Genomic DNA, 16,943 nt, shown 5'->3' on the forward strand with positions numbered 1-16,943 from the left:
GGCCCGCGGTCCCTCCAGCTGCACGGTCATCACTTCCAAAGGCTTGCCAGCCTCAACGGCAACGGCGGCGCGAACGTCCATGTCGAGTGTCTCCTGCTGATTTGATTGCACGGACCTTTGCATGCACGGCGCGGCAGGCTCAAGGAAAAACTGTCCTTGAGTGGACGTTTCAGCTTCGAATGGACTGATTGCGTCAGCCACTGCACAGCGTGCGTCAGAAGAGGTTTTCGGTTGCGAAAATAATGGCATAGCCATGAACGGCAATCGCCGCGTAAAGACCGAAAGCAACCAGCATACGCTCGCCATCCTTCATCTCTTCGAGCATCTGGCGCGGCTTGACAGACCCGCCACTGACGAGGCTGACAAGCGTGAAGACGAGCAGACCGACCGTCAGCATTTTCGCAGGCAGACCGATCTCGAATCCGATCCCCAGGATGCACACTGTCACGACGAAACTGGCGGCGATCTGCGACGTTCTCGTGCGGAAGATTTGCCGGAGAACCTGACCTCCGTCGAAACGATGCATCGGCAGCAGATTCAGTAGATTGAAGGCACCGAGGATCAGAATGAAGACGAGCAGGGGCGCACGCGATGCGAAAGGCAGCAATCCCGCTTCGGAAAGCTGCGTGGCAACCGCAAGAATCGGCACCAGAAACGCTGACATGCCCGCGCCCATCAGCGCGCAGGTCGCCACTTCGAATAGCGACCGGTACGGCCTGCCGCCGATGGCGATGCCGCCCAGAAAGGGCACAAAGATCATCCTCACGGATGCGTGGCCGAACATACGGTAGGCCGCCATGTGCCCAAGCTCATGCAACGCAATCACCAACGTCAGGAAGGTCGAGAGCATCAGGCCACCGGCGTTGAGCCCGAAGAACGGCCACAGCAGCAACGTCGACAGAACCGCAAGTCCACCTTGCACCAAGGGCAACTCGAAATAGCCCTGCGGCAAAGACTCGCCCGTTTTCAACCATTCGTCCAACGCTTGCATTTCACGGCGAAGAACAAAATAGCGAAACAGGAGAAAGGCCAATCCGCGATAACGGTCGGTCTGCTCGATTTCCAGCAGCGCGCCCTCGGGTGTCGGCCGAATGATGCGGCGCTCCCGGTAGTGATTCCAGAACGCGGGATCCAGCGTGCTGTCGTCGATGATGCGCGACTGGAACCCATGCGCATTCGTCGCAACGCGCGGCAATGGCTCGAGGACGATGAGCCTGCGCGACGGGGCGCCGTTCTTGTCGAGATGCCGATAGATCTGCTCCACAACGCCGCCGCGATCAACAAGCGCGCGACTGCTGATCACCGAATGGTGCCAGGAAGCATCAGGACCGGCGGGATGCATCGCCTTCCACAATATATCGGGAGCACATTGATAGAGCCGGCTGAGGCGGATGGTTCTGCGCCCAAGCGGAGCGCGCATCAAAAGCCAGAGAAGGCCTAGATTTATGATCAGCAAAAGGATTGCCGATTGGAGCGCCGTCATTAGCTACCTCCGCCCGGCGTCCTGCCAGGGGGCTCACCATAGGCAGCCGGCGGTTAACAAAAGTTAACTGCCGCGGCGACCGTGTCAGGCAAACTCGAGGATCACCGCGTCGACCGCCAGGCTCTCTCCCGGCTTGGCATTTATCTTACTGACGACAAGATCGCGTTCCGCGCGCAGCACGTTTTCCATTTTCATGGCCTCGACGACAGCCAGCGTTTCACCTGCCTTGACTTCCTGGCCTTCGACCACGGCTATCGAGACCACGAGTCCGGGCATCGGGCAGAGCAGGAGCTTCGACGTATCCGGCGGAAGCTTGACCGGCATCAGCTTCTCAAGTGCGGCATGACGCGGCGTCAGCACCTTGGCTTTCAGCGATATGCCTTGCCAGTCCAGCCGAAGGCCGTTGAGAACCGGGCGGATCTGCGCAATTACGCTTTGGCCGGCGATCTTGCCGTGCCAAACGGCGTCGCCAGCTCGCCAATCAGTGACAATGTTCGAAACCTTGCCTCCGATCTCGATATCCATGTCGAATGGAATTGTCACGAGACCGTCCACCAGCCGTGCATCCACATAGCTGTCGCCCAGCCTCACTGTCCATTCTTCCCGGCTAGCGCCGGATTGGGCACGCAATCGATCGGCGAAGCGCTCCCTGCGGCTGGACTCGATCAGGGACGCCGAAAGTGCGACTGCCGCGAGAAAGCCCTCTTGGTCGGCATCCGGCGTCGCGGGGGAAAATCCGTTCGGATACTCCTCGGCGATGAAGCCCGTCGACAGACGTCCCTCACGCCAGCGGGGGTGCTTCATCAGTGCCGCAAGGAAGGGGACGTTGTGTTCGATCCCATCGACAACGAAGCCATCCAGTGCCTCGCCCATCTCTTCGATCGCCTCCAGGCGTGTCGGCGCCCAGGTACAGAGCTTTGCGATCATCGGGTCGTAGTACATCGAAATCTCTGCGCCCTCAAAGACACCCGTATCGTTGCGCACGATAGCGTTCCCGGACCGGCCTTCGGCAGGCGGACGATATCGCGTCAGGCGACCGATCGAGGGCAGGAAATTGCGATAGGGATCCTCGGCATACAACCGGCTCTCAATTGCCCAGCCATTCAGCTTTATGTCGCTCTGCGCGAACGGAAGCCTTTCACCGGCCGCGACGCGGATCATTTGCTCGACCAGGTCGATGCCAGTGACCAGTTCCGTCACCGGGTGTTCGACCTGCAGGCGTGTGTTCATTTCCAGAAAATAGAAGTTCCGGTCGCGATCGACGATGAACTCCACCGTGCCGGCGCTCTGATAGTCCACCGCGCGGGCGAGCGCCACAGATTGCTCGCCCATCGCCGCACGTGTCGTAGCATCCAGGAAAGGCGAGGGCGCTTCTTCGACGACCTTCTGGTTACGGCGTTGGATCGAACACTCACGCTCGCCGAGATAGACGACGTTGCCATGTGCGTCCGCAAGTACCTGGATCTCGATGTGACGCGGCTCGACGACATATTTCTCTATGAACACGCGATCGTCGCCAAAGGAGCTTTTCGCCTCGGAACGCGCTCTATCGAAGCCGTCGCGCACTTCCGCTTCGCTCCAGGCGATGCGCATGCCCTTGCCGCCACCGCCGGCGGATGCCTTGATCATAACGGGATAGCCGATCTCGGCAGCAATCTTCTCTGCGTGCTGCGCATCGTCGATCACACCGAGATAGCCAGGAACGGTGGAGACATTGGCGGCGTTGGCGAACTTCTTCGACTCGATCTTGTCGCCCATCGCCATGATCGCTTTCGGCTTCGGACCGATGAAGACGATGCTTTCCTTCTCCAGCGCTTCACAAAACGACGCCCGCTCGGAGAGGAAACCGTAGCCGGGATGGACTGCTTGCGCGCCAGTTTGCTTGCACGCGGCGATGATCTTGTCCGCCACGAGGTAGCTTTCGGCGGCAGCCGCGGGACCGATGTGAACGGCTTCATCCGCCATTTCCACGTGGAGAGCATCCCGATCCGCATCCGAATAAACCGCAACTGTTGCAATTCCCATGCGGCGCGCGGTCTTGATGACGCGGCAAGCGATCTCGCCGCGATTCGCGATCAGGATTTTCTTGAACATGAAGACTCCACCCAAAACATGCGTTCCGGAGTTTTTACGCATAAAACCCCGGAACGTACAATCGGCGTAAAGAATATCAGTGGATGTCAGGCGACGGCAGTTTCGCTTCCGAAGGTATCGTCGACGATCCTCAGCCAGCGGCTTCGCCGTGGGGGCCCGGCATACTCGACGAGATGGAGCGCCGCGAGGATGTCAGCCCAACGCGGATGATTTCCGGCTGGGAGCGTTTCCTCGGCGATTTGCATCAGCACGCTCCAGGTCAGCGGCTGAGCATGGATGACGCCAGCATCGCCTGTGCCACGGAGAACCCGCGTTACATAGTCGATGTCCTGACGGGTGATGCCTCTGCGGTCAACTGTGCGCGACAGCTTGTAGCCGCCAATGCCTTCTGTCAGTGCGAGACGCAGCTGATCGAGCGCGAAGGCACGCAGTTCATCCGGCACATTCGCGGAAATCTCCATTGCGTGCAGAACCAGCTCTAGCTCAAGGGCCGAGTTGACCACGCCGTCGGTCGAGACCATGCGCATAAGCCAGGCCACGTTTATCTCGTCGAGAGACCCCTGCGGGTAGGTGTAATTGACGATGAAATCCGCGAGCTGCTCGACGAAGAAGCAGTTCCACTCCGGGCATTTCTCTGGGCAGGAATTGTTCAGCGCCAGCATCGCGACCACGTCGTCCGAGGTACGTATCCCTTCCGGGAAGGTGTGCTTGCGCAACAGACTGATATCTTCGGCCGTCAGCCGATGCTTCCCGGCAATCACACAGGCCGGAAAAGCGAGACGGAATTCGCTCATTTTTGTCTCCAGAACCTCATCATGAGGCCGAAGGCCGTTCTACCGCGAGCGAATTGATGATCCCTCAATAAGCAGTGTTAACGCCGTGCTCAATCGGTCACGACATTTTTAACGGTGGCGCCTGCTCGGCGCTCCCGCCAGATGATGAAGAGGCCTGATGCGACGATGATCGCGATGCCGATCCACTTCGAAAGGTTCGGGAAGTCGCCGAACAGCGCATAGCCGAGCACCGTCGCAGAGATGATCTCGAAATATTGGAAGGGTGCAAGCAGCGACAGAGGCGCCAGCCGGAAAGCTCGTACGATGATCATATGGGCATAGCCAGAAATCGTCCCAAGGATCAGCAGCAAAGCGAGAGCTAACGCGGAGGAGGGCAGGGAAAGCTGGAAATCACCAACTCCGAGCCCATTGCCCACCATCAGGGCCGCCGCCATGAAGGCCGTGCCGCCAATGCCCGCCATGGTCTGCATCGTCAGCGGCGAATCGGCGTTCCCGATTGCGCGGTTCAGGAAGAGGTAAAGCGAATAGAGAAACGCGCAGAAAACGGGCAGGAGCGCCTTGAGGCCAAAGATCTCGTAGCTCGGCTGGATGACGATCATCGCGCCACCAAACCCGACGACAATTGCCATCCATCGTCGCCAGCCGACCTTGTCGCCAAGGAAGATTGCCGAGAGTGCGGTGAGCATCAGGGGCTCGACGAAATAGATCGCAAACACATCCGCAAGCGGCATGTATTTCACGGCAACGAAGAAAAGCAGACTGGCTGCGCCATGGAGGATGCCCCGCAACAGATTCATCCAGGGGCGCTTTGCATGCAGCGCCTTGCGACCGAAGATTACGAACAGAAACGGAAGCGTACAGACCAGCTGGAAAAAGAACCGGTAGAACGTCACCTGGCCGGGCGACATGGACTCGAAGGTCGCCATGTATTTGGCAATTGCATCCATCGCCGGCAGCACGAGCATAGCGCCAGCCATCAGGGCCATGCCCTGCAGAGGATTTTGGTGTTCCGGGGGATTGCGCATCGGTGAGATTCTATTCGGGTTCAGGCGGCTATACCGAAAGTTGCCCGCTTGGTGAAGGGAGCATCTGGCGACGGAACTAAATCGCTCGACCGCCCACGAGCGGGAAAACTGTTCCTCGGGCGGCAGGTCATAAGCGCGTCAGGAATCTATCCAGATTCGTTGTAGATGAATCATTTTCAACGGAAGCTGAAATAAGAACACCGCTGGAGGCCATCGAAGGGATCGTTGGTGCACCAATCGGAACAAAATTGCGATCCCAAGTGAAGCACGGAAATGTGGGGTTCGCGAACTCTCGCCCACGAGCGGAAGGTGCTAACTCATTTTTAGCCTGGAATGAACTAGTCGGTGAACCAACTGTTCCGCTTCATCAGAGGACCGTTCGACGCGAGCCAGCTCCTCCAGCATGCGGGACAAAGTATCGATATCGAGATTGCGGGATTTCATCCAAGGTCCGATATCGGCTTGTGGCACTTGCTCGAGGAAGCAGTTGACGGCCTCACTGAGCGAGTGAACAGGGACTGGACCCTGGGTAGCCCGGTCTATCGCCAAAGCAGCCGCGCCTATGGCAGCTGATGCGGTTAACCCCGCGGCCGTATGCGAACACAACTGGATCAAGCCATCGGCACTGCTGTTCCCGAGCGGCATTGTTGCTGCTGTGCATTGTACAAGCTGCGCAAACGCGTCCGTAAAGACGAATTCCGAACTCGCGCGTCGGTTCTCACTAGACAACTGCTGAAGGTCGGCGGTCGCTCGATCGAGGCATGCCATCGCGTCGATTCGCTTTTGATCCAACCGTCCACTCGGCAACCAGCTTGCCAACCTCTCCGCGCTGGCGCGATCTGCCTTGCGGTCCAGCCCGCCCAACAGTCGCCGGAAGCTGCGTTCTGGATAGAAGGTCGACTTGGCGCGATCAATCAAGAAGTCGGCAAAGTCGTTCTCGACCACCCCGGAACACACAGCAGACGACAAGGTCGATCGAATGTTTACGAGTGGCTCCGAAAGCGGCTCATAGTATAGTTCCTCCGGTCCATGGACCAACGCGACTTCGTCGTCGCGCTCGAGCTCTCCCGACTCGAACCACTCGAAGATCACCCCTACGCCGACCATGCCAAAGCGGCTCAATTCTGCGGCGCGGAGAGCCCCGATTGAAGCAGCCCCATATACCGCAATTCCATTGTCAATCGCCCACAATATCTCCTTGTGGTGTACTGCAGGCACGTGCTCGAAATAGCCGTCGATCAAAATGATGGCTCTTGGACCATCGACGGCAGCCGCTATGACGTCCCCTTGCGCGGCAGGCGGGCGGTAGTCGAAATCGACACCGTGATATGCCGGACGATCACGTCCAAGCGATGGGCCCACAAACACCGGTACTTTGTTAGTTGTGGTGGCCATCGCCACCTCCGAAGGCGACCAATTGCCTCGCACGTTTTCCCGCTACATAACCGGGCGCGTCGCACGAACCTTCAAGCCCGGGCACAATAACACGCACCACTGCAGCAGGAATGCCGCTATGGGATAGATCAATCATAAGAGGTTCGTCGATCCCAGCAAGTTTCATTCTTTCCAAGAGGTGGTCGAGCGCGTCGTCGATGCTGGCGAAATCCGGAGCACTTGGAATGTCGGCAAAGGCCTTGGCTGCGCGGGTTGTTGCTTCGTTAGATGGGGGCCGTGGGGGGCCGTGCAGGAACATTTCACGTGTCAGGTCATCCCGCGTTCCAGAAATCATCGTCAATCTGCTTTGGACTGCCTCTAGAATTGCTTTCCCTAGCGCAATCACACTTATCGGATGGCATGCGCTGCCGGCAGCAGGACCCACGCTCCGGGAAGTGCAATGATCGGACCGTATCTCGCAAAAGAACGCAGGTACGCCAAGATCACTCGTCATATCCCACACATCGGTTCTCGTGCCAGACCGGCGGAGTGTGTTCAGCACGTCAAAGCACCACGGGTCATTGACCGATTCCAAATCGACGGCCGTTGCCGGTACCCCCGGGCCTCTGGACCGCCACAAGGTGAGGGCATCCCTCTCGATCAATTCGGCTATCGCATGGACCGCAGCTTCCTTGATCGTGTTCCCAGATGCCAGTCCTCCCGACCCAATCAGCAAGCATTCAAGGTTTGCCGGAAGCGGTAGGGCATAGTCCAGATGAACTGTCTCAAATGGGACCCATATTTTCTCACCGCTGATCATGCCTGTCGCGCTGGTCCACAGGGTGCGCCGGTTTTTGGACGGAAGCGCTTCAAAGATTCTGGGCAGGATATCCAAATCAACCACTCGGCCTTCATCGAACAGTTCATTGAAGGATGCATATCTCAGATCGATTTTGGGGTTCTCGGCGCAGTGGCGTTCAAGTGCCTCCATCACGGCGGAAGTCTTCGCCTCGGTCAGTGTTCCGCCTTTGCCGTGACACGTTGCAAGCGAACGAGCGTTTGGTCTGTAGGCGACAGCAACAGGCAATCCGATGGAATCGAGACCGGTAATATCGGCTATGCGCGAAACACCGATTTCGCGCAAGAATGGAATCATCCTGGCCAGGGTCTCAGCGGGGTGAATCTCGCGTATAAAGCGAGTACGTGACCGCGCTTCTATAGCTTCCGCCGTCACCGAACATGGAACTTTGTAGACTGCTTCAAGCCTTCTATGTTCACGAGCCAGCAGGTGCCAAGAGGCTTTGGCTTATCTGGTGGCAGCTTGTTGGGAACGGCTGCGAGCAATACGCCGCACTGCAGAAGATCGCGAACAACCTCCCAACCTTCATGGGACCAGAACGTCGCCGTGTCGATGCGGTATTCGTCACGATCCCAAACATCCCGTGGAATAAACAGCACAGTTCCATCACCGTTGGCGATTATGAGATCGTGGTTAAAGCTTTCGTTGTTTTCATCTTGAGACATAGCTTCCTCTCTCCCTTGCGAACCTTGATACTGATCTTGAGCATCGCTCGTATTGTCAAAGGGGATTCCAAAGTCGGATGAAACGTCAAAGATTACCGGGTTGAACGGGCTACTGCCTTAGATCAACGCGCAGTCTATTTCGAGATGCTTCGCCTCACACTACTTTCGGTAGTCGTTTCCACGCGCTGTAACAAGCGGTTGGAATCTTGGGCTATGCTTGGCTTGCGCACGTCTTCACGTTGAGTATCCTGAGATTGCGCCCGACAGCTGCGATTGGCAAGTACTACATTTCGCCTATCTAATATAAATCTCGATGTCTCATCATTTGCAGCGATTGACCATGTTGCTTCGGCATAGCGCCACGTGAAATGAACGAGAAGCTGGCCTTCAAATGGGAGGAAGTATGCTCACTTTTGGGGAACTGATCCGTCGCAACGGTCTATATTGGGGCCACAAGGACGCATTCGTTGAAGCGGACCGGCGTCGCAGTTGGCACGAATTCCATTCCCGTACTGATGCACTAGGCTTCGCTACGCGTCGTTTGGGAGCTGCCGCCGGTGATCGCGTCGCTATACTGTCAGCCGACTGCATCGAAGTCGCGGAGACATTCGGTGCATGCATGAAGATCGGAGCGGTAAGGGTTGGTCTGAACCCTCGTCTCACTCAGCCGGAAATCGCAGCGCTTGTCGCGGATTGCACCCCTACAGTGATCTTTGTTCATCGCGATTATCTTGATCAGGCGGAAAAAGCAGCGTTCGCGATGCCGGCAGGCCGAGGCGAGGCGCGTATTATCGAGTTCGGATCACCGGCCAGTGAATACGAAAGGCTGATCGCTGCCGAAAGTGATCAGCCAGAACTTGTCCAAACCCCACATCCGACTGCGATGATTGCTTACACCACGGGATCGACAGGGCTTCCCAAAGGAGCTGTCTATCCGCATGGGGCCTTCCTTCAGTCGATCTTATACACCGCCATGTTGGAAGGGATTGATCCATCGACTCGCTGGCTGCACACGATGCCTGCGGCCGGCGTCCCATTGATGCATATGGTCCGCAACCTGTTCCATGCTGCAGCCACCGTGATTGTCGGCCCCTGGTCGGCGGAACATGCGCTTTTTTTGATCGGGCGCGAACACACAACCAATGTCGTCCTCGTTCCCACAATGCTGAATTCGCTGCTCGAATCGAGTATGTTGGAACGCACTGACATGAGTTCGATGCGATTGTTCGGCTACGGCGCTTCTCCGCTCCCTCCCAAGACGATCAAGAAAGCCATGAAGGCTTTTGGCAGGCCGTTTCTACAGATGTTCGGCACTACGGAGCTGATGGGCATGTCGATGATGCTGTTTCCGTCAGATCACGAGCTTGGCATCACCACTCGCCCGGAGATACTGGCTTCCGCTGGGAAGCCTTTGCCGTTCGTCGATGTCAAAGTCGTGGATGGAGATGGCTGCTCACTTCCGCCCGGCGAGACGGGTGAGCTTATAGTCCGTAGCGACACGCAGTTCTCAGGCTACTGGAACGCGCCGGAGAAGAACGTTGAGGTCATAAAGGATGGGTGGATATATACCGGTGACCTAGCAAGCCGAGACGAGGCCGGCTACGTTTATCTCAGCGATCGCGCCAAGTTCAGAATTAGGAGCGGGGGCTACGACGTCTTCCCAACTGAGATCGAAAACGCTTTGGCTGAGCATCCCGCGGTTAGCGAGGTTGCCGTGATAGGCTTGCCGGACGAACAGTACGGTGAGCGCATACATGCAGTCGTAACTACTGTTCCCGGAAAAACCGTTACTTCAGACGAACTGCGTGAATTTTGCAGGAATAAAATTGCCGCGTTTAAGGTCCCAAAGTGTATCGATATCTGGACAGAAATCCCAAAGGGGCCGACTGGGAAGATTCAAAAGCGAGCGATCATCGAGCATTTCACCAGCGAAGCGGCCTCAAGGCCGGCGTCATCAGACGATAAGTCATAGAAGGTTTCGCCGTCTGCACGACGCAAGCAATAGCTGAATTATCGCTGGCTGATCGGCTTCTGAACTCACTGAGAGTCTCTCTACCGCTATTCGTACACGTTCTGGTAACTCTTGCTGAGTCTCACGCAAGAGACGGCAGCACAGTGCTCTCACCCTATCGCGGTCTTCGTGGGCAGTTGTCAACAAGACCAGGAGGGCAGTCCATTCAAATGGATACGCAATTTTGGACTTGTCAAACTCCCGGAGGGCGCGCTCCGCTTCCAAACGGGCATCCTCCGGTCGACCTCTTCTCCAGTGACCCCACGCAAGGTTTGCGCTGGCGAGACCGACATATTCTGACATCGCCTCGATTCTAGCCGTTTCCATTGCTTCCCTGGCTGATGCAACAGCGGCGTCGATCTCACCTTGCAGTCGAAACGCCAAGCTTAAATACACACGACAGCGGAGCTCAATCGCCTTGTGGCCGGACCGTTGAGCTGCTTGCATTCCGCTGGTCAGGGTGCGCTCGGCGTTCCGGAGTTTGTTGCTGTGTAGATATGTAAAACCCAGGATGAACAACGACGACGAGATGGTAGCGAGGTTGTTGGTCAACTTGGCAGCGTTCGCATAGTTCCGCGCATGCTTGATGGTGGCCAAAGACGTGCGATATCGCTGGAGCCGCAGGTCTCGGAGGACGGACTGATTGAAGAATTCTGCCAGTTGTTCGGCTGAGCAGACATCCAGTCTCGGGGAAATTCGGTTCAACAGATTGCTCATCTCGCTGCCGTTGCCGCTCCAGTAGTTGGCGTTGCATCTCGAAAGCTGAACTTCGATCCACTCGCGTAGCGCATCTTCGGTCGAAGCATCCGGGAGCTTGTTGAGGACTTGCTCCGCCTCTTCGAGTACTTGCAACGCCCGATCTCGGTCTTGTTGGAGAGCTACCCCCAGCTTTCGGAGCAGGCGGGCCCTTTGAAGGGGCTCGTTTGGCGCGAGCTCCATGGCCTCGCGCAGGGCCAATTCCGCTTCGTCGATATTGTGCGACAGGAACAGCACCTCGCTCAGTTGTTCAAGCAGCGATATCTTCAGGTCGGCCGCGAGCGGCTTCGAACCGTCCTCCGCTAGGCGCAAGTGTTGCAGCGTCTGCCGGAAGTACGAAATGGCCTCCTTATTCGCAAAATTTGCCTTAGCGAGGGTGGCTGCCTGCGAGTAGTACTCAAACGCCTTAATGTCGTTCCCGCCGGAGGCCCAGTGATGCGCGAGAACGTGAGGTGACCTGCCTGCCGAATGGGTATTCTCCAAGGCGACAGCGATCTGGCAATGCACAGCCTTCCTCGCCTTAGAGAGCATGCTTTCGTATATCGCATCGCGCATCAACGAATGCTTGAAAACGAAATGGCCAGCCCTTCCTTGGTCGGCCTTCACGACCTGAGCGCTGATCAAGTGGCGCAATGCGTTATCGACTTCAGATCCACGATACCCAAGCGCCATCTTCAATACATGGGAAGAAAATTCCCGACCAATCGCTGCCGCCGTCTGTGGTATTTCCATCTTCATCGGTAGCCGGTCTATCCTTGCGATGAGCGAGTCGTGCAAGGTCATCGGGATGGACGTCACATGGAGATCGCGCCCCTGGCTTGCGTGAGGCAGTTGATCGCCGTCCATCACCGATTTCACGAGTTCTTCAACATAAAGAGGAACGCCGTCGGAGCGGTCCGCGATGGCGGCCCGAACCGGTTCGGGTGTATCGGCACTGCCTGTGATGGCCTCAATCAGCTGGTTCACTTGGCCGTACGAGAGACGCGGGACGTCAACCACTTCATCGAATCGCATCTCGGACAGTTGCGGCGTGGCTTCACTGCGACACGTAAACACTGCGAGAGTGTTTCGCCTCGCAGGATCATCAATGAACCGCTGAAAAAATTCGAGGGTACTCGGGTCTGCCCAATGGAGATCCTCCACGACGATCAAGAGTGTTCGAAACATGGAAATTGTATCGAGCACCGACCGGATCGCACCGAACGTCCTTTCCTTCCGTCCCCTGGCCGTCAGTCCGGCAAAATGAAAGTCCGGATCACCTGAGAGGAGCCCGACGAGGACTTGGGCGGCGTCACGACGTTCTTGGCTAGCGTCTCTTTCGAGCGTCTGAAGCGGGGCAGACGAGCCGACATTTCCCTCGGGCAGGACAGAGCGCCGGAGCTGGTCGAGCACCGGAAACAGTGGCTCGTGGCTATGGAAGGGTGAACATTGAAATTCCATCAGCACGGAGTCTCGACCTGGTTCCGCGTGCGTCAGTACTTCGGAGACCAAGCGCGACTTGCCAATCCCCGGCTCTCCTTGAACAAGCACAGAGCGCTGACCGCCGATCTTTGCGTCGTCCCAGAGCCGCATCAAAGCATCGAGTTGTTCACCGCGGCCGAAAATGGGCGTGTCCCAGTGGGCAATGCGCTCTACAGTTCCACGCAGCCTAATTCCATCGACACGCCAGATTCTTACCGACGATGAAATCCCCTTCATTGTCCGAAGGCCAAGGTCGCTATAGACGAACTCCTCGCCAGCCACAGCACGGGTCTCATTGGTAACAACGACGGTGTCGGCTTCCGCTTCCGATTGCAGGCGAGCAGCAAGATTGGGTGTTCGGCCCACGACCTGATCCTTGAGGCTGAGATTGTCACCTTGAATATCGCCGACGATCACTGAGCCGGTGGCAATCCCAATGCGCGAGGACAGCCCTAGTTCTCTGACCCCCTTGCTGAGCTCAAGCGCCGCCCGAACGGCGCTTTCTGAGTTGTTTTCTCGCGCATTGGGCCACCCGAAATAGGCCATTACGCCGTCGCCCATAAACTGGCTTATCGTCCCGCCATATTTCCGGACCACTCTGACTGACGTCGATTGGTAGCCGGCAACGATGTCGCGCAACTCTTCGGCGTCTAGCTGTTCCGACATATGGGTGGAACCTACAAGGTCGCAGAAGAGCACTGCTAGGTTTCGTCGTTCCGCTCTTCCGGCCTGGCGGGGTGCTGTTCCCGTATGATCACTTTGATCCGATATAGGAACAACCCGAGACGGTTCGGCACCGACCTGCTTCGCGGCAACAATCAATCGTCGCCGGTCGCCGACGGCTTTAACCCCAATTTCGCGAAGATCGCTACTGGTTAGGTATCCAAGCACTCCGAAGTCAATGTTGTTTTCCTCGAACCGGTCGGCATATTCCGGTAAGCCTATCTGCTCGAGCCATTGTCGGAGCGTAAGCGACATGGGCGTCTCCAATCGCGAAAACCAGATCCTGTGGCCTTAGCCACCATAGTACGGAATCGATTACTCTCGGAGAGAATCTGCTTGACGCGCAATGGCGTCGAGAACATTTTTGAGTTTATACGTCGACAGCTGTGAGGCTTAAATGTCCGGTTCAACATTGACACTTCTGATTGTGGGAACGGGCAATGTCGGAAGCGCCTTGGCGAAGCGGTTTGCAGGAACCTCGCATCAAGTCTTGCTGGGATCTCGGGATCATAAAACCGGGCAGGCTGCTGCGGAACAGCTTGGCGTCCGCGGAGGAGATGCGGCTTCCTTCGTCTCGGAAGCAGACGTGATTTTTATCGCCGTTCCATTTGACAATTTGCCGGAAACACTGGCTCGATTGGGAGCCATTGATGGCAAAATCGTTGTCGATTGCACCAATCCACTCACATCCGACTATATGCAACTTACAATCGGCCATACGGATTCGGCCGGAGAAACATGCCAGAGGCTTGCGCCACACTCAAAGGTCGTGAAAGCGTTTAATGCCATTTTCGCGGAGGTCGTGTCCGCCGACTCGTCGTACGGGAGCATCACGCCCCAAGTTTTCCTGGCGGGAGACGATGCCGACTCGAAGCAGCGGGTGGCGGCACTGGTTCGCGATATAGGGTACGATGCCATTGACACTGGCGGTATTGCATGTGCTCGGTACCTCGAGCCACTGGCTGAGCTAATTATTCAGCTGGCTTATGCTCAGGGTCGAGGCACCGCGTTCACTCCAATAATGCTTGCTGCCGCCAGTTCTACCCCTGTCGATCAGTGAGTTATATAGGGTTCGGAGACTGTCTTGATGAGCTCGACGGCCCAAGCTGATCGTTATGTGACGTCCCTCAACGGCGCCGTCGATCTAAGTCGCATTTCCGTTTCCGTCGATGGACTCCCGCCCGTGGCATCGAACCTTCCTACCGCTTGCCAGCACGAACACCCCTTTATGCATCCCGGCGCGCGGCCCTTCCGTAGACCTGCGCAACCGCGGTCTGGTGGACGCTAGCGAGGACGCCGCTCTACCTGATCAACCTGCTGACCATGCAGCGGACGGAGTACCATGTAGACGGTCCGCTCACCGCATTGGCCCGCGAAATACTGGGCTTTGGCGATACGGCAGAGCTTGGCAAGCGTGCCCAGGAGGCTGAAAAGAACTCGCACTACGCCAACGTGCGCTTCCAGCCGGAGTACGCACGTGCCCAAGACGTGCACGACGGTTATATTGGCTCGTCCCGGGAGCGTGTCAGCGTCGACGCTGCCTGACGATAACCGCGTCGGCGCCTTGAGACGCCGACGCGGTCACCACAGCCCGGGAGCGCAGTTTCATCAAGTCCGGCTACCGGCAGCCAATCGGTGAGGGCGGTGGCGTTGTCAGAAGTGGGGAGGGCTGTTCGTGCTTTATGTTGTTCACTGCCTCGATCATGAGAATGCTCAAGCGAAACGGCTTGCGAACTACGATGACCACAAGGCCTACCTGTCAACGGGTGCGATGAAAACAGTCGTCTCCGGTCCCGTCCTTGCCGACGACCATGAAACAATGATCGGTTCGCTGTTCATCTTCGACGCGACCACCAAGCAAGAAGTAGTTGATTTTAATGAAGACGATCCATTCAAGAGAGCAGGAGTTTGGAGGAGCGTCAGCATATATCCCTTCAACAAGCGGGTCGACAACCGGTGACGAGCCAGACGATCGCATAGTCTGGCTCCCGGCCATCAACAGCCCTTCATTTCCGGTCAAGAAACCAAGCGGTCGAGCTACTTGCTGCTGCTCCATGAGGTTCGCCACATGACACGATCTCCAGTCCCAGCGGATTTGCTTGGGGGCTATTTTACCGAGGCGAATTCCGTCGACGTGCCGTCGAGCTTCGAGGCTTCGGCCTCCAGTACTTGCGAGCGGACGATCTAGACATTTGGTTTGGGTTGTCGGTTGGTTTGGGCACGCGCTACTAGGCTTCGTGGCGGTTAGGCGAAGCGAATGGCCAGCCGCAAGGAGGCGATCATCATGGACGTATATGAAGCAGTCACAAGCCGACGGTCGGTGCGCGGGTTCAAAGACGAGCCCGTCCCACGGGAGGTGCTTGAGCGGGTGCTGACCGCCGCGGCCTGGGCGCCGTCCGGATCGAACATCCAGCCGTGGAATACTTACGTGCTGACCGGGGCGCCACTCGTCGAACTCAAGACGTGCGCGGTCGAGCGCGTGGCCCACGGCGACCAGTGGGACGAGCGACAGTACGAGATGTACCCGGCCACTTTGAAGTCGCCATACAAGGATCGCCGATCCGCTTTCGGACGTGAGCGCTACAGCGCGCTGGGCATTGCGCGCGAGGACTGGGAGGCGCGCCAGCGGGCGGCCATCGCCAACTGGAACTGCTTCGGCGCGCCCGCCGCACTGTTCTGCTACATCGATCAGGGCCTCGGGCGTCCGCAATGGGCCGACGTCGGCATGTATCTGCAGACCGTCATGCTGCTGCTGCGCGCTGAAGGATTGCATAGTTGCCCGCAGATGGCATGGTCGCAGGTACGCGAGACAGTCGCGGAGGTTCTTTCACCCCCGGAAGGGCTCATCCTCTACTGTGGCATGTCGATCGGGTACGAGGATCCCTCGGTGAGCTTTCCGCGGACGGGTCGCGTCCAGCTTGATGAGACGGTCACGTTTGTCGGAGATTAGCTGTCGTCTTGGGAGTCTCCGCGCTGGCGAAAAAGCACCAGCTTAACAGCAAATATGGTCGGCGCTGCAAAGCCGCACCCGAATTGAGACATCACCGGTCGCGGCTTTCGAGGGGTTCAGACCTGCTCGGTCCCGACTTCGCGATTGTAGGAGTAAACTTTGGTTCGGGTCTGGCAGCCCATCGGACTGTGACCCTCGGATCCCATCGGACCTGAACAGAAAAGTCTTAGTATCCGATGCTTGACCTCAAGCACGCCTACCTCTTCACCCGAGTTGTTGATCGGGGCGGTTTCGATCTGGCCGTTCCCAGCGCAACTGGCACCTGCGACTGTCAGGTCGAGTGTGTGAGCTTGAAAATACTCTCGGAGTGCAACTACTTCACCGCGCGGCCCGAAGGATTGCCGTAACCGCAGTCGGAGCCGCGTTCTATCGGTATGCTGTTCGAGCGGCTCCCAGCGCAATCCTCGCCAGAGCCGCGCTTCACGCAGAAGCTGATCGCTGCGAGGTGGTACGGTGCTCAGCATCCTGACTTATCTAGATCCTTCCCGACAACAGGAACAGGGCGCGACTCATCGCCATATTACGGACATGAAACATCCGTAATATATGAACTACGCATCCAATGGTCAGAAAATCCATCCCGACGTCGTTCGCATTGGATGCTTGCCACGCTGCGCGGGATCCTAACCGGTCCTCCGTGCAGGAGTGGCGTCGATCGATAGTCGCGAGAGTCGACCACCATGTGCCT

Annotated in this window: 13 protein-coding genes and 1 pseudogene; 5 read left to right on the top strand and 9 right to left on the bottom strand. The window is 57.4% G+C overall.

Going from position 1 to position 16,943, the window contains the following annotated elements:
• The 8 genes and pseudogenes from FHX16_RS22085 to FHX16_RS22120 all read right to left on the bottom strand — a co-directional run.
• Nucleotides 1-81, bottom strand: a pseudogene (locus FHX16_RS22085) (GNAT family N-acetyltransferase); the annotation flags it as partial.
• A 133-nt stretch (nucleotides 82-214) separates the two neighbouring features.
• The gene (locus FHX16_RS22090; RefSeq protein WP_183864627.1) at nucleotides 215-1,483 is read right to left on the bottom strand and encodes a hypothetical protein; all 1,269 of its coding nucleotides are present in this window, start codon (nucleotides 1,481-1,483) and stop codon (nucleotides 215-217) included.
• A gap of 84 nt (nucleotides 1,484-1,567) precedes the next feature.
• Entirely contained in the window at nucleotides 1,568-3,577 is a 2,010-nt protein-coding gene (locus tag FHX16_RS22095; protein WP_183864626.1) for an acetyl/propionyl/methylcrotonyl-CoA carboxylase subunit alpha, read from the bottom strand.
• Between the two features lie 86 nt (nucleotides 3,578-3,663).
• Complete coding sequence (locus FHX16_RS22100) at nucleotides 3,664-4,371, bottom strand: hypothetical protein (protein WP_183864625.1); 708 nt, start codon at nucleotides 4,369-4,371, stop codon at nucleotides 3,664-3,666.
• An 89-nt stretch (nucleotides 4,372-4,460) separates the two neighbouring features.
• Nucleotides 4,461-5,348, bottom strand: coding sequence for a DMT family transporter (locus FHX16_RS22105; RefSeq protein ID WP_246712769.1), 888 nt, complete (start codon nucleotides 5,346-5,348; stop codon nucleotides 4,461-4,463).
• A gap of 360 nt (nucleotides 5,349-5,708) precedes the next feature.
• Nucleotides 5,709-6,791 (bottom strand): TfuA-like protein, encoded by a 1,083-nt coding sequence (locus FHX16_RS22110; RefSeq protein WP_183864623.1) that lies wholly within the window; start codon nucleotides 6,789-6,791, stop codon nucleotides 5,709-5,711.
• Nucleotides 6,775-8,004: a YcaO-like family protein gene (locus tag FHX16_RS22115; protein ID WP_259130404.1), complete on the bottom strand. Its 1,230-nt coding sequence runs from the start codon at nucleotides 8,002-8,004 to the stop codon at nucleotides 6,775-6,777. The genes FHX16_RS22110 and FHX16_RS22115 overlap by 17 nt, the downstream gene beginning before the upstream one ends.
• Nucleotides 8,001-8,294, bottom strand: a complete 294-nt coding sequence (locus FHX16_RS22120; protein WP_183864621.1) for a hypothetical protein — start codon at nucleotides 8,292-8,294, stop codon at nucleotides 8,001-8,003. Before FHX16_RS22120 ends, FHX16_RS22115 begins: the two co-directional genes overlap by 4 nt.
• Before the next feature lie 403 nt (nucleotides 8,295-8,697).
• Here FHX16_RS22120 and FHX16_RS22125 point away from each other — a divergent pair, with 403 nt between their 5' ends.
• Nucleotides 8,698-10,266: a class I adenylate-forming enzyme family protein gene (locus FHX16_RS22125; RefSeq protein ID WP_183864620.1), complete on the top strand. Its 1,569-nt coding sequence runs from the start codon at nucleotides 8,698-8,700 to the stop codon at nucleotides 10,264-10,266.
• Here the strand turns inward: FHX16_RS22125 and FHX16_RS22130 are convergent.
• On the bottom strand, nucleotides 10,261-13,500 hold the full coding sequence (locus FHX16_RS22130; RefSeq protein ID WP_183864619.1) for an AAA family ATPase: 3,240 nt from the start codon (nucleotides 13,498-13,500) through the stop codon (nucleotides 10,261-10,263). The genes FHX16_RS22125 and FHX16_RS22130 overlap by 6 nt on opposite strands.
• 142 nt (nucleotides 13,501-13,642) lie before the next feature.
• On the opposite strand from FHX16_RS22130, the gene FHX16_RS22135 reads away from it, so the two are divergent.
• The 4 genes from FHX16_RS22135 (at nucleotide 13,643) to FHX16_RS22150 (ending at nucleotide 16,195) form a co-directional block, all read left to right on the top strand.
• Nucleotides 13,643-14,305 (top strand): NADPH-dependent F420 reductase, encoded by a 663-nt coding sequence (locus tag FHX16_RS22135; RefSeq protein WP_183864618.1) that lies wholly within the window; start codon nucleotides 13,643-13,645, stop codon nucleotides 14,303-14,305.
• A gap of 263 nt (nucleotides 14,306-14,568) precedes the next feature.
• Nucleotides 14,569-14,790 (top strand): hypothetical protein, encoded by a 222-nt coding sequence (locus FHX16_RS22140; protein WP_210296783.1) that lies wholly within the window; start codon nucleotides 14,569-14,571, stop codon nucleotides 14,788-14,790.
• 130 nt (nucleotides 14,791-14,920) lie between these two features.
• Complete coding sequence (locus FHX16_RS22145) at nucleotides 14,921-15,205, top strand: YciI family protein (protein ID WP_183864617.1); 285 nt, start codon at nucleotides 14,921-14,923, stop codon at nucleotides 15,203-15,205.
• A gap of 324 nt (nucleotides 15,206-15,529) precedes the next feature.
• A complete protein-coding gene (locus FHX16_RS22150) occupies nucleotides 15,530-16,195 on the top strand; it encodes a nitroreductase (protein WP_183864616.1) in 666 nt (221 codons plus the stop codon).
• Nucleotides 16,196-16,943 lie beyond the last annotated feature (748 nt).

It is taken from the genome of Rhizobium sp. BK661 (assembly GCF_024808825.1).
In the GTDB taxonomy this organism is placed as follows: Bacteria; Pseudomonadota; Alphaproteobacteria; order Rhizobiales; family Rhizobiaceae; genus Rhizobium.

What these genes read in the sequence shown, in the direction of transcription:
- FHX16_RS22130 (WP_183864619.1), bottom strand. Translation starts at nt 13,500, where the DNA reads ATGTCGCTTACGCTCCGACAATGGCTCGAGCAGATAGGCTTACCGGAA.
- FHX16_RS22105 (WP_246712769.1), bottom strand. Translation starts at nt 5,348, where the DNA reads ATGGCTGGCGCTATGCTCGTGCTGCCGGCGATGGATGCAATTGCCAAA.
- FHX16_RS22125 (WP_183864620.1), top strand. Translation starts at nt 8,698, where the DNA reads ATGCTCACTTTTGGGGAACTGATCCGTCGCAACGGTCTATATTGGGGC.
- FHX16_RS22150 (WP_183864616.1), top strand. Translation starts at nt 15,530, where the DNA reads ATGGACGTATATGAAGCAGTCACAAGCCGACGGTCGGTGCGCGGGTTC.
- FHX16_RS22095 (WP_183864626.1), bottom strand. Translation starts at nt 3,577, where the DNA reads ATGTTCAAGAAAATCCTGATCGCGAATCGCGGCGAGATCGCTTGCCGC.
- FHX16_RS22110 (WP_183864623.1), bottom strand. Translation starts at nt 6,791, where the DNA reads ATGGCCACCACAACTAACAAAGTACCGGTGTTTGTGGGCCCATCGCTT.
- FHX16_RS22100 (WP_183864625.1), bottom strand. Translation starts at nt 4,371, where the DNA reads ATGAGCGAATTCCGTCTCGCTTTTCCGGCCTGTGTGATTGCCGGGAAG.
- FHX16_RS22090 (WP_183864627.1), bottom strand. Translation starts at nt 1,483, where the DNA reads ATGACGGCGCTCCAATCGGCAATCCTTTTGCTGATCATAAATCTAGGC.
- FHX16_RS22140 (WP_210296783.1), top strand. Translation starts at nt 14,569, where the DNA reads ATGCAGCGGACGGAGTACCATGTAGACGGTCCGCTCACCGCATTGGCC.
- FHX16_RS22120 (WP_183864621.1), bottom strand. Translation starts at nt 8,294, where the DNA reads ATGTCTCAAGATGAAAACAACGAAAGCTTTAACCACGATCTCATAATC.
- FHX16_RS22135 (WP_183864618.1), top strand. Translation starts at nt 13,643, where the DNA reads ATGTCCGGTTCAACATTGACACTTCTGATTGTGGGAACGGGCAATGTC.